The 13,181-nt window shown below is 36.3% G+C and carries 14 protein-coding genes and 1 pseudogene; 8 read left to right on the top strand and 7 right to left on the bottom strand.

What is annotated here, in order from left to right; all coding sequences use genetic code 11:
* The 3 genes and pseudogenes from X927_RS02720 to thrS all read left to right on the top strand — a co-directional run.
* Nucleotides 1-238, top strand: a pseudogene (locus X927_RS02720) (methyl-accepting chemotaxis protein); the annotation flags it as partial.
* 192 nt (nucleotides 239-430) lie between these two features.
* Nucleotides 431-1,495, top strand: coding sequence for a peptide chain release factor 1 (gene prfA / locus X927_RS02715; RefSeq protein WP_146026566.1), 1,065 nt, complete (start codon nucleotides 431-433; stop codon nucleotides 1,493-1,495).
* A 27-nt stretch (nucleotides 1,496-1,522) separates the two neighbouring features.
* The gene (gene thrS / locus X927_RS02710) at nucleotides 1,523-3,445 is read left to right on the top strand and encodes a threonine--tRNA ligase (protein WP_103076573.1); all 1,923 of its coding nucleotides are present in this window, start codon (nucleotides 1,523-1,525) and stop codon (nucleotides 3,443-3,445) included.
* Nucleotides 3,446-3,505: 60 nt separating this feature from the next.
* Here thrS and X927_RS02705 read toward each other — a convergent pair whose 3' ends face one another.
* The 7 genes from X927_RS02705 to X927_RS02675 all read right to left on the bottom strand — a co-directional run bounded on the left by X927_RS02705 (nucleotide 3,506) and on the right by X927_RS02675 (nucleotide 7,191).
* Complete coding sequence (locus X927_RS02705; RefSeq protein WP_103076572.1) at nucleotides 3,506-3,727, bottom strand: ferredoxin; 222 nt, start codon at nucleotides 3,725-3,727, stop codon at nucleotides 3,506-3,508.
* A gap of 36 nt (nucleotides 3,728-3,763) precedes the next feature.
* Nucleotides 3,764-4,141, bottom strand: a complete 378-nt coding sequence (locus X927_RS02700; protein ID WP_103076571.1) for a PadR family transcriptional regulator — start codon at nucleotides 4,139-4,141, stop codon at nucleotides 3,764-3,766.
* A gap of 3 nt (nucleotides 4,142-4,144) precedes the next feature.
* Nucleotides 4,145-4,516, bottom strand: coding sequence for a NifB/NifX family molybdenum-iron cluster-binding protein (locus X927_RS02695; protein ID WP_103076570.1), 372 nt, complete (start codon nucleotides 4,514-4,516; stop codon nucleotides 4,145-4,147).
* 171 nt (nucleotides 4,517-4,687) lie between these two features.
* A complete protein-coding gene (locus X927_RS02690; RefSeq protein WP_103076569.1) occupies nucleotides 4,688-5,014 on the bottom strand; it encodes a NifB/NifX family molybdenum-iron cluster-binding protein in 327 nt (108 codons plus the stop codon).
* Between the two features lie 16 nt (nucleotides 5,015-5,030).
* Nucleotides 5,031-5,909, bottom strand: coding sequence for an ATP-binding protein (locus X927_RS02685; RefSeq protein WP_103076568.1), 879 nt, complete (start codon nucleotides 5,907-5,909; stop codon nucleotides 5,031-5,033).
* Nucleotides 5,906-6,757 (bottom strand): ATP-binding protein, encoded by an 852-nt coding sequence (locus tag X927_RS02680; RefSeq protein ID WP_281255670.1) that lies wholly within the window; start codon nucleotides 6,755-6,757, stop codon nucleotides 5,906-5,908. The genes X927_RS02685 and X927_RS02680 overlap by 4 nt, the downstream gene beginning before the upstream one ends.
* 98 nt (nucleotides 6,758-6,855) lie before the next feature.
* Nucleotides 6,856-7,191 carry a DUF5320 domain-containing protein gene (locus X927_RS02675; protein ID WP_103076567.1) on the bottom strand — a complete coding sequence of 112 codons (336 nt, stop codon included), beginning with the start codon at nucleotides 7,189-7,191 and terminating at the stop codon, nucleotides 6,856-6,858.
* Nucleotides 7,192-7,343: 152 nt separating this feature from the next.
* On the opposite strand from X927_RS02675, the gene X927_RS02670 reads away from it, so the two are divergent.
* From X927_RS02670 to X927_RS02650, 5 genes are all read left to right on the top strand, one after another.
* A complete protein-coding gene (locus tag X927_RS02670) occupies nucleotides 7,344-8,366 on the top strand; it encodes a substrate-binding domain-containing protein (RefSeq protein ID WP_103076574.1) in 1,023 nt (340 codons plus the stop codon).
* A gap of 109 nt (nucleotides 8,367-8,475) precedes the next feature.
* Nucleotides 8,476-9,459: a galactose-1-phosphate uridylyltransferase gene (gene galT, locus X927_RS02665; RefSeq protein ID WP_103076566.1), complete on the top strand. Its 984-nt coding sequence runs from the start codon at nucleotides 8,476-8,478 to the stop codon at nucleotides 9,457-9,459.
* A 13-nt stretch (nucleotides 9,460-9,472) separates the two neighbouring features.
* On the top strand, nucleotides 9,473-10,633 hold the full coding sequence (locus X927_RS02660) for a galactokinase (protein WP_103076565.1): 1,161 nt from the start codon (nucleotides 9,473-9,475) through the stop codon (nucleotides 10,631-10,633).
* A 158-nt stretch (nucleotides 10,634-10,791) separates the two neighbouring features.
* A complete protein-coding gene (locus X927_RS02655; protein ID WP_103076564.1) occupies nucleotides 10,792-12,681 on the top strand; it encodes an ABC transporter substrate-binding protein in 1,890 nt (629 codons plus the stop codon).
* 58 nt (nucleotides 12,682-12,739) lie between these two features.
* Nucleotides 12,740-13,181: ABC transporter permease family protein (locus X927_RS02650; protein WP_146026565.1), on the top strand; the 442-nt coding region annotated here is incomplete at its 3' end.

Below are 13,181 nucleotides of genomic sequence, written 5' to 3'. Positions count from 1 at the left end.
CCAAGGGATAGAAAACATGACTGCAAGTGCAGAAGAACAAAGTGCAAGTGCGCAAGAGATGAGCACAGCGATGGACAGGGTAGCGAAAGCGGTAACAGAGATAAGTGAACAACTAGAAAGGTCAAGAAGTGTAATAGACGAACAAGTAAAACAAGCGGTAGGGATAAACGAAGAAGCGAAAGAGTTGAGTGAGTTAGCCACAGAGTTGAAAGGATTGGTTGGAAGTTTCAAAATATAAAATAACCTAACCTTCCCCTCTGACGAGGTAAAGCCATCCCCCTTCCTTATGGGCGGGGATCGGGGCGAAGCGCACTAAAACAGGTTTTGAAATAAAGTAATTTTCAGATCCAAAGAGTAGGTAATGGGTCAAAATGGTTCTAAAACAAATAAAGAAAAAAATGATATAATAGAAAAGGTGAGAAAGTTGAATATATTAGATTTTAAAGAAGAAGTAAAGAAAAAAATTAAAAAACTAGAAAAACAACTAAGTGATCCAGATGTTACTAACGATATTGAAAAATTAAAAAAATTAGGACAGGAGCATTCTAAACTCTCGGAATTAAATACGCTATTTGAGAGTTACGAACAAAGTCTAGAAGACATAAAAGCGTTAAAAGAAATGTATGAAAACAACGAAGTTTCTGAAGAAGAATATCAGTCAATGCTCCAAGATTTAGAGGAAAAGCAAGAAAAAACAAGAAAAAAAATCATAGAAGGTTTAGTTTCTCAAGATGAGTATGATGAGAGAAATATCATTATGGAGATAAGAGCTGGTACCGGGGGGGATGAAGCAAGCCTTTTCGCTTCAGAGTTAATGAGAATGTATCTACGGTATGCTGAAAGAAAAAATTGGAAATATGAAGTTCTTGATCTAAACGAAAACGAACTCGGTGGAATTAAAACCGCCATACTAAAAATAAAAGGTCAAGGTGCTTACAGAAGGTTGAAATACGAAAGCGGTGTGCATAGGGTACAAAGGGTACCGCAAACAGAATCTTCTGGAAGGATACACACTTCCACTGCCACCGTCGCGGTGTTACCTGAAGCAACAGATATAGATGTTCAAATAAATGAGAATGATCTCAGAATAGATACCTATAGGGCAAGTGGGGCAGGTGGTCAGTACGTTAACAAAACGGATTCTGCGGTTAGAATAACCCATCTACCGACCGGGATCGTTGTGACTTGTCAAAATGAAAGATCCCAACATCAAAATAAAGAAAAAGCTTTAAATATACTAAGAGCAAAACTTTTTGAGATAAAGTTAGAGGAGCAGCAATCTCAACTTATACAAGAGAGAAAATCACAAATAGGTACCGCACAGCGAAGTGAAAAAATAAGGACATACAATTTTCCGCAAAATAGGGTTACAGATCATAGAATTCACTATACCACTCATAGAATAAACGAAATACTTGATGGAGATTTAGATGAAATAATAGATAAGCTACTAGAAAAAGATCTTAAAGAAAAACTTGAAAGTTTGACAATTTAGAATTAAATTATTGTTCGAGGTGATCTAATGGTGAAAATAACTTTTCCAGATAATTCTGTTCATGAATTTAAAGACGGAATTACCCCTGCAGAAATTGCCAAAAGTATATCCCAAGGGCTGTACAGAAAGGCCATAGCTGCAGAAATTAATGGAGAATTAAAAGATTTAAATACCCCTATAGTGCGGGATTCAACTATTAAGTTAATAACTTTGGATGATGAAAAAGCCCCAAAAATATATCGACATACGATGGCTCATATAATGGCTCAAGCGGTGGTAAGAGTTTTTGGGAAGGACAGAGTCAAGCTTGCTATAGGTCCGGTGATTGAAAATGGTTTTTATTATGATTTTGATATTGAAGGGTACAACCTTTCAGAGGAAGATTTTTCAAGGATAGAAGAAGAAATGAAAAAGATTATAAAAGAAGATATAAAAATTATTAGAAAAGAAGTAAGTAAAAAAGAGGCTATAGAATTATTCAAAGATCAACCTTACAAACTGGAATTAATTGAGGAACTAGAAGAAGACACTATTTCAGTTTATTTTCAAGGAGATTTCTATGATTTGTGCAGGGGTCCTCATCTTCCCTCTACTGGATATGTTAAATACTTTAAGCTTTTATCCGTATCTGGGGCTTATTGGCGGGGAGACGAAAAGAACAAGATGCTCCAAAGAATATATGGTACTGCTTTTCCTAAAAAGGAACAACTTGACGATTACTTAAACATGATTGAAGAGGCAAAAAGAAGAGACCACAGAAAATTAGGTCCAAAATTGAATTTATTCATGTTACAATCTGAAGTGGCTCCTGGTATGCCTTTTTTTCTACCAAATGGTAAGATTGTTCTCAATGAATTGATGTCTTACGCCCGGCAAATTCATAAAAAATATGGATACGTAGAGGTAGAAACCCCTCAAATCATGAATATCAAATTATGGCATCAATCTGGGCATTGGGATCATTACAAAGAGAACATGTTTTTCACTGAGAAAGAAGATATGCCTATGGCGGTTAAACCGATGAATTGCCCAGGGCATATACTTATATATAAAAACAACTTCGTCAGTTACAGAGACTTACCAATAAGAATGTTTGAATTTGGTAAAGTGCATCGCTACGAAAGAAGTGGAGTTTTGCATGGTCTTTTTAGAGTCAGAGCTTTCACTCAAGATGACGCTCATATATTCTGCACGCAGTCACAAATGGAGGAAGAAATAATAAAAGTTATACAACTAACAAACGAAATATTTTCAACATTTGGATTTAAATACGAAGCCATCTTAAGTACGATGCCCGAAGATCATATGGGAGATATTGAAAGTTGGGAAAGGGCTACCGATGCTTTAAAAAAGGCACTAGAAAAGACCAATATGGAATATAGAATAGACGAAGGGGAAGGGGCTTTTTATGGTCCTAAAATAGATTTCAACGTTACAGATTCCCTTGGAAGAAAATGGCAATGTACAACTATTCAGCTTGATTTTCAGATGCCAGAAAGGTTTGATATTGTATACGCAGATGAAAACGACGAACAAAAAAGGCCGGTTATGATTCATAGAGCTATATTTGGGTCTTTAGAAAGATTCTTTGGTATTTTAATAGAAAACTTTGCTGGTGAGTTCCCAACTTGGCTTTCTCCTGTTCAAGTATCGATTCTTCCAGTTTCTGAAAAATTCAATGAAGAAGCCAAAAAATTTTCTCATGTTCTAGAACAAGAAGGTATTAGGGTTTATGTAAATGATTCTGATGCTACTGTGGGATACAAGATAAGAAGCGAACAGATGAAGAAAGTGCCGTATATGATAGTTTTTGGAGAAAAAGAAATGAATTCAGATACTATAAATATAAGAACTCGAAAAGGCGATACCATAGAAAATGTTTCAAAAGAGCGTTTTATTGAAGAGATTAAAAATGAAATAAAGAACAGAAATTTGGACTTAACTTTTTAATTTAATAATACCGATTTATAAAGGGCGCTCCGAAAAGAGCGCCTTTAATATTTTATGTTTTTAATTGAGATTATTTTTTTCGTTTGAATTCTTGTTTCTTTTCTTTTCTAAAGCCTTTTTTGCTTGATTATAATGATATGAACCCTCACGTAATAAAACGCTTCCGCAATTTGGACATCTTTCATCTTGACATGGGACGCCGGGTGTATGAGGTTTTTTGTAGCCACATTTCACACAAACACAAAAACCTATGCTACCCATACCTCCTCCTTCTCTTCGCATAATTTAAGCCTCCCAAAGGTATTTTTAAAAGTTAAGTTATTCTTTTTTGTTAAGGATCTTTTCACATTTGTCAATAAAAGTATCAAGAACTTTTGATTCCATCTTAATACCCTCAAGCGCGTTTCTCAGATACTCCAATCCCAAAGGTGTAATTGTGTAAACCTTCACAGGTGGACTCTTAGAAGTATCCCAATTTGAAGTTATATATCCACTTCCCTCTAAATCTGAAAGTATCCTGTATATTCTGCCCATCTGACCAATACCTTCGATCGTTTCCACACCCAGTTCATCCAAGTTATTGGCAATTTCATAACCATAAGTTGGGTTTTCGGCAATGATTAAAAGAATAAAATTGGCTAAAAATCTACCCTTGCCTCTCCATCCTTGTCCTCTACCTCTTTGGTAAGCAGACATTCTTTAGACTCCTTGATCATGGTATTTCGATTTCACCGTATAATCTCGATCTTTTAAATTGTTAGAAGAAATTGCTTCAATTATTTCTTTTAAAGTCCCATCTACCCCTCTTATAACCTGAATATTAAGATTTTCAAAAACATTTATCGCCTTCATTCCAATCCCTCTGACTACCATTAATTCTACACCTTTTTCATGCATGTATTGAGGGATCTCTCCTGTTGAATGATTTTCCAAAGGGTTCTTTTCTATTTCATAGCTGTATTCTTTATTTTCTTTCAAATCCAAAAAGGCGAAGTAAGGAGCATGCCCAAAATGTTCACTGATTCTTGAATCTTCACCTATATTTTCTATCAATGGAATAGCTATCTTCATTTTTTCCCTCCTGTAGTTTTAAATATTATTGTCCTTAGAAACTTTATTTAGCGCCCCTTCGCCCCGCAGCCCGCCCATTAGGAAAAGCAAAAGGCTTTGCCCTTTCGCCCTTTCCCAGCCATAAGGAAAGGTATGGTAAGGCTTCACCCTGCTCCCCACCTTGTAACCCTTTTAGAATTCTTGAAGTTTTTCTAATTTCAAAAGTTCTATATTTTCTTTGACGTTGCCATCTGAAGCTATGTAAGCTTTAATATTTGCCGCTTTTAAAGCTGTCAAAGCATTTTCTCCAACATTTTTTGAAATTACTGCATCTATTCCCCGTTCTGAAAGTTCATTCACAATTTTTGTTCCTGCCCCGTGTTCCTGGCTATTGTCAGGAGAAAAAAACTCATAACTTTCATTTTCTGTATCGTAAACTAAAAAGTAAGCTGCTCTCGCGAATCTTTCATCTAATTCGGATTCCAATATCTTTTCTTTAGATGGAACTGCAATTTTCATTTTTACACCCCTCTTTTTATTTATTAAAAAGTATTTGTGAGATTTTTTGATATATAGATTTTATGTACTTTGAAGAAATAGAATCTTCGTACAAGATTATCGGTTTGGCTTCTCTTGTAGCTAAATTCACCATTTCATCGAAAGGTATCTTTCCTAGAAGATCTATATTTTCAGAAAAGCACCATTCCTCCAGGGAAGAACTCACAGATTCGTTTAAATCAAATTTATTGATTACTACGCCAAACTTCACTCTCATTTTCTTCAAAGTTTCAACCGCTCTTTGAAGGTCATGGAATCCTGAAAGGGTAGGTTCGGTAACTATAATAGCATAGTTTACACCAGCTACAGACGATGTTGCAGGGCATCCTATGCCAGGAGCACCATCTATTATGATAACATCTTTTTTTAAATTTTCACCCACAGAAAAAGACTTTTTTCTTATCTCAGCTACCAAACCTCCTGAAGTTTCTTCCCCCGGATTCAAATCGCCATGAACCAAAACACCTTTTGGAGATTTTGATTCATAATAGTATCCAGCTAAATTTTCTACAAGTTTTATCGCCTTTTCGGGACAGGTGAGTACACAAAGTTTACAACCTTCACACGCATATTCGTTAATAACATATTTATCCTGTTGAAAATCTATTGCCTCAAACCTACATTTGTCTTTACAAATACCACAATTAGTGCATTTTTCGTAATCTATTTCTGCTTTTTTCCCACCATAGTATTCATAGTTTTGTTTTAACTCAACAGGTGATAACAACAAATGAAGGTTGGATGCATCAACATCGCAATCACTCATTACGGGATTTTGGAAAAGGTAACTCAAAGAAGCAGATAACGTTGTTTTCCCGGTTCCACCTTTTCCACTGATTATAGCTATTTGTTTCATACCAACACCTCTGTTATATTTTCGTACAAAAGTTCAAAATTTCTATGCAATTCTTCGGATTGATCTACGATCAATTTCCCCTCAGAGTACCATTTAGCTATTTCCTTATCAAAATCGATTTTCATAAGTAGAGGAATTTTTTCTTCCCCAAGGTACTCTGTTAACTCGGCAAATGCAGGATCGTAGCGATTGATTACCACTCCGTAAGGGATTTCCATTTCTTTAACTAACGACACCGCCAGTTTCAAATCGTGTAATCCAAAGGGAGATGATTCAGTTACTAAAACCGCAAAATCAACCTTTTGTAAAACTTCCACAACTGGACACGAAGTACCAGGAGGGGCATCGATTATAGTTACATCGTAGTCATCCGAAATGTATTTTTTCAATTCTCTAATTATCCTCACACCTGATGGTTCTCCTATATTCAAAAGCCCCATCCCAAAGTCAAAAAAATCTGTTTTTCCAAATTTTAATTTTCCTAGGCTTTTAGGTTCTTCATCGATAGCTCTTACAGGACAAATTTTAGAACAAACGCCACAACCGTGACATAAATTTTGGAAAACTAATACCCCTTTTTCAAAGACATTAATAGCACCAAACTGACATTCTCTTGCGCACAGCCCACACAGTATACAAGTTTCTTTGTTTACTTTTGGTATGAGTACATCCACGCTTTTTTCTTCTTCGAATGTGACGTTGTAGAATAAATGGTCATTGGGCTCTTCTACATCCGCATCTAAAAGCAAAACTTTCATATTTTTTGAAAGAACTTTGGCTAAATTAGTAGATACGGTAGTTTTCCCAGTTCCTCCTTTTCCGCTCAAAATTGCTATCTTCAATGACAAATTGATCTCTCCTTCAACTGTTGTGATGTATATACGATACATAAAGGCAGGCACAACTCATTTTTAGATTAAAAGTGAGCTGTGCCTTGATATTAAATTTACTCGTCTTTTTTCTGGCTATCGTCTGTTTCTTTTAGGATTCCTTCAATGTAGTTTAATTCGTTTTTTAAATACTCTCTTTGCGCTTCTAAAAAAGCCTTGTCACTTTCCACAGGATAAGCTGGTGGATAATACGCTCCTGCCCATCCGCCGTAGGCTCTTGGTCCGTAACCGAATCCTCTGCCATAACCAAATCCTCTGCCATAGCCGAAACCTCTTCCGAATCCTCTTGCACCATAACCGAAACCTCTACCATACGCACCACTGCATCTTCCTAAACCTCTACCCGTCATTGGGCCTAAACCTCTTGGTCCGGTTCCATCTAAAAAAGGCATAAGATAACCTCCTTTCATATATATGCATTTTACATATATATTATAACACAAAAAACGTTCTTTTGTCAACAAAAAATCATTTTGATTTTTTTGGTTTTTGGTGTAAAATTGAATGGATACCGTTAACGTTAACATAAGAAGAGGTGGTAAAAATAAGTCGGAGTAATTTTGTAACCATAAAAGATATCGCCGAAAGAGCAGGGGTCTCTGTTAACACTGTATCAAGGGCTTTAAACGATAAACCAGATATAAACCCTCAAACAAAAGAAAAGATCGAAAAAATTGCCCAAGAACTAGGCTATGTTAAAAACATATACGCTACTATGCTCAAATCTAACGTAACCCATACAATTGGAGTGATCATGCCCGATAGCTCCAACCCTTTTTTCTCTGAAGTATTCAAAGGTATTGATAAAGCAGCAAGGGAGAATGATTATCAAATAATAATTATGAACTCTGAAGGTTTATACGAAAACGAAGAAAAGTTTTTAAAAACTCTCTTAGAAAGGAGAGTTGATGGTATTCTCCTTTTTCCAATGCAAAAAAGTTATGAAGATATTCAAGAACTGATAAAAGAGCACTTCCCTATAGTACTTGTAGGTAGAGAAATAGACGGTTGGAATGTGGATGAGATATTCAGTGATGAAGAAAAAGGGGGATATCTTGCAACCAAATACCTCATTGAAAAAGGGTGTAAAAAGATAAAAATGATCACCGATCAACTGTATAACTCTGCTTCATATGGAAGGTTGCAAGGCTATAAAAAGGCTTTAAAAGAGAAAGGATTAACTTTTTCGGAGGATGATATCAAGATATGTGAAGGGATACATGAAGGATACCACGTTAAAGCAGGGTACGATAAAACGATGGAAATGATCAGAAAAAAAGAAGAATTCGACGGAATATTTTGCTACAACGATCTAATAGCTTATGGTGCAATTAAAGCTTTGAAAGAAAATAATCTAAAGATTCCACAAAATGTTTCAGTAGTAGGTTACGACGATATAGCCTTTTCAATATTAATCGAGCCAGAGTTGACAACGGTAAAAGTTAAAAAGTTTGAAATGGGATATGAGGCATTTCAAATGTTGTATAAAAGAATAAAAAGTAATCAAAGAGACAACTCATCAACAAGGAAAGTTTTAGATGTAGAACTTGTAGTGAGAAACTCTTAAACATAAAATAAGATATGGATCATAGGTGGGCTGCGGGGCGAAGGGGCGCTAAAGAAGGTTTAGAGATATTAAAGGCAGTAAATCTTAAACAAAAAAGGAGAGGAATTGTATGGCAGAATTACGTTGGAACCCTTTGTTAAAAACATACACAATGGTTGCTGATAATAGACAAAATAGGCCCCATTTACCTGAGGATTGGTGCCCTTTTTGTCCAGGGCCGGGTAAAAAAGTGCCTCCAGACTATGACGTTTATGCATACGACAATGATTTTCCCGCTTTAAAACTAGATCCAGATGAACCAAATATACAAGGGACTGATTTGTACAAAGTCGAAAAAAATTATGGAAAATGCGAAGTAATTTTGTATTCTCCTGATCACTATATTACTCTTCCTCAACTACCCGTAGAACATATATTTAAGTTAGTAAATTTATGGGTTGAAAGATTTGAGGAACTCTCAAAAGATGAAAAAATAAAATACATCTTTCCTTTTGAAAATAGAGGAAAAGAAGTAGGGGTAACAATGCTCCATCCACACGGTCAATTATATGCCTATTCCTGGATTCCATTGAAGTTAAAAGTCGAACTCGACAACTGTAAAGAATATTATGAAGAAAATGGGAAATGCCTTATTTGTGAAATGAACAAAGAGGAAAAGGAATTTCAAAAAAGAATTCTTTTTGAGAATGATTCATTTCTCGTTTATCTTCCCTTTTTTACAGACTACCCCTATGGAGCTTTCATCGTGAGCAAATCCCACAAAGGCAACTTATCAGAATTCGATGAAAAAGAAAAATGGGACCTGGCTGAGGCGCTAAAACTGTTAACTGGTGGCTTTGATGCATTGTTTGACAAACCTTTCCCCTACATGATGAATATCCATCAAACTCCTGTTAATTCAGAGGAATATGCAGATTCCAACAAATACTATCATTTTCATATTGAGTTCTATCCTCCTTTAAGAGACAAGGATAAAATAAAATGGTACGCATCAAGCGAGATGGGTGCTTGGGCTGCGGCAAATACCATGGCGGTGGAAGAAACTGCCATTACGTTAAGAAATGCAATAGAAAAATTCAAAAAAATACAATAGTGAGGTCGACAAAATGGATTTACTAAATACTTTTCAAGAAATCTACGGAGTTAGTGAAAAACCAGTACGAAGGTTCTTCTCTCCAGGAAGAATAAATCTTATAGGCGAACATATAGACTACAATGGAGGATATGTATTACCGGTAGCTATAAACCTTGGTATAAATGGCTTAATGAATTTGAGGGACGATAATTTTATTTGCCTAAAATCTATGGACTTTCCCAACGAAGTAAAAGTCGATCTAAATAAGGAAGTGGATTATAGGAAAGAAGATGCTTGGGGGAACTATGCCAAAGGAGTTATAAAGTTTTTATTAGAAGATGGATTCCCCTTGAAGGGATGTAATATTCTGATTAAAGGAGAACTTCCCAATGGAGCGGGCCTTTCATCTTCTGCAGCTTTGGAAGTGCTTATTGGATTCATGCTCTTATCTCAAAATCAAACCCCTGAAGAAATCGATAGAACATACCTTGCCCTCTTAGGGCAAAGGGTTGAAAATAAATTTATTGGTGTGAACTCTGGAATAATGGATCAATTTGTGATAGCAAATGCAAAGAAAAATCAGGCTTTACTGCTTGATACCCAAAACTTAAACTATGAATATATACCTTGTTATTTAGATGGGTATTCTCTAATTATTATGAATACGAACAAAAGAAGAGAGCTCACTTCTTCTCAATACAACCAAAGAAGAAAAGAATGTGAAAGTGCTTTAGAAAAAATAAACCAAGCGAAAGAAACAAAGGTTGATAATTTATGCCAGTGTAGTGAGAAAGATCTAAAATATCTTGATAATGAAATAGAGTTAAAAAGAGCAAGGCACGTAATAACAGAAAATCAAAGGGTTATCCAGGCTTCTAAATTATTAAAAAACAACGATATTGAAGGTTTTGGATCACTTTTAATCCAATCCCATAATTCCTTGAAGAATGATTATGAAGTGACAGGTTTCGAACTAGATACAATTGTTGACGAAGCTCTAAAAACCAAAGGCTGCGTGGGAGCTAGAATGACTGGAGCAGGATTTGGTGGGTGTGCCATTGCTTTGGTGGAAAAAAGCCACGTAAAAACTTTCAAAGAGCAAGTTTTCAAGAATTATTATGAAAAAACCATGATAGAGCCATCTTTTTACGAAACAACGATCGAAAATGGAGTAAAAATTCTCAAAAACTAAGCAAATTTGAGCTAAATGTGAATAATCTCTTTTAATTGTCCTTAACTTACCCTAACTGTTCATAACAAGGTTTTGCAACGAATGTTAACTCTGATATAATTGTTTTGGTATCGTTCACGGTATCGATATCTATATTAAATATATGGAGGTGTGGAAAAATGAAGAAAAAGTTTTTTTTCGTTGTATCGATATTTTTGCTTTTTAGTAGTATATTTTTTGGTCAACTTGCTGGGAACATTCCTCGTGATGAAACACTGATAGCTGAAAGTACTGCAGGAAGGGTAACGGCACCTTCTAGATTTAATGTTTGGATAAATGCTTCAACATGGCCTCAAAGAGGAATACAGCAGGTGATGTTAGAACCATTATGGATGAACGAACAAGCTCTAGGTGAAATTATTAACTCTCTTGCCGCGGAAGGTCCAATCTACAACGAAGACTTTACACAGATGACAATCAAGTTAAGAAAAGGGTGCTATTGGAGTGATGGTGTTGAAATTACTGCAGATGATATTGTCTACGGTATTGAACTAACCATGAAAACCCCTGGAATGGCTTACCATGATCAGTTTGAACTTTACATTGACAAAGTTTACAAAACAGATGATTATACAGTTCTAATTGAATTGAAAGAACCCAACTCCCGATTCCACGCTAATTTTGTAGACAGATGGGGAGCATGGAGGCCTTTCCCAAAACATATTTTTGAAAAAGTAGAGGATCCTTTGACCTTTGATTTCAACCCTCCGATAAGCAGTGGTCCATATGTTTTGAAAGATTATGATCCTGCTGGTTATTGGACACTTTGGGAAAAGAGGGAAGACTGGGATAGGACCCCAAATGGAATGTTGTTTGGTGAACCAAAACCAAAAAATGTACTCTTCTATTACTATGGTACAGCTGAAATGAGAGTGATACAGCAATCCAACCACCAATTAGATGTAGCCTATTTTACACCAGAAAGTTTAAGAGCTGTGATAAATCAAAATGAATATTCTCGACCTTACAACCCAAATTATCCTTGGATTGTTAATATAGACCCTTGTACTACAGGAATAACGTTAAATAATGATGTATATCCATACAACATAAAAGATGTAAGATGGGCATTGACTTTAGCTATAGATATTGTAGATGCGGCTGCTATTGCATATGACGGTGCTGTAGTTATGGCTAGTATGCTCCTCCCTCCTACTCCTGCATATCAAGAATGGTACTATGAACCTATGGAAGAATGGTTGAGAAACTTTACTCTAGACATAGAAGTTGATGGAGAACCATTTAAACCATATGATCCTGACGCTCCATTACGCCTTGCTGAATATGCTAGAAGCCGAGGATATGATGTACCTGATGATCCTGAAGAAATTAGAGAATTATTTGGGCCAGGATGGTGGAAATACGCACCTGATGTAGCGGAACAACTGTTAGAAAGAAATGGATTTACAAGAGATAAAAATGGCAAATGGTTGTTACCAGACGGTACAGCTTGGGAAATTACAATATTAGCTGCTACTGACCCTGCTAAAGCTGATAACAAAAATCCTATAGCCGTAGCTCAGCAGTGGAGAAAATTTGGGATAGAAGTTAATGTTGAGACTAATGAAGCACATGGAGACTTGACAAGTTTGGGTGATTATCAAGCTTCTGGTGGTTGGCCTGCAATGGAACCATGGGGTGGGCATCCGGATTTGCATCGTACTTTTAATGTCTGGCATTCGCAATATTATAAGCCCATCGGAGAGCGAGCTGTCGGTAACGGAGCTACTTCTAGGTGGACAGATCCAAGGATGGATGAAATCATCGAAGAAATGGAAAAGTTGGATTGGGATGATCCAAGAAATATTGAGCTCGGAATGGAAGGGTTAAAAATACTTGTAGAAGAAATGCCTTCCATACCAACCTTTATTCATCCTTTGTTTTTGGTATATGATGAATATTATTGGACCAATTGGCCAAGCCCTGATAATTTGTATACTCAGCCTTGCCATTGTTTTCCAAACTTCAAATACATGCTCCCCTTCCTTGAACCAACAGGGAGAAAATAAGGGCTACAGATAAATACATTGAGCCCCCTTCGGGGGGCTTATTATGGAGGTGTAACACTTGCTATTTTTCAAGCGATACTTGCTACCAAGGATAATACAATTTCTAGTTGTAGTATTCGTAGGGATAACGGTGGTATTTATTGTACCCAGGCTAACGCCTGTTGATCCCGTACAACAAGTAATCAGTCAAATGACATCACAAGGAGCCTTCTTAGACCCAGCGGCTGTTGAAGCATTAAGGCAATCGCTCACAGAGATGTACGGATTAGAAGGAGGGATATTCCAACAATACGTTGCCTTTTGGGGAAGACTGCTACATGGAGACTTTGGTCCATCACTCTTTCAATTTCCTGTACCTGTAATGGAGCTAATAATGGACTCACTGCCCTGGACGGCTGGATTACTATTAACAACTACAATCCTCTCTTGGTTAGTAGGAAGTATAATAGGGGCACTTGCAGGATACTTTAAAAACAAAACATGGGCACAAACATTAGACA

Source organism: Petrotoga mexicana DSM 14811 (assembly GCF_002895565.1).
Taxonomy (GTDB): domain Bacteria; phylum Thermotogota; class Thermotogae; order Petrotogales; family Petrotogaceae; genus Petrotoga; species Petrotoga mexicana.
Note: the sequence above shows the minus strand (reverse complement) of the source record. Positions and strands in the feature narration are given on the sequence as shown.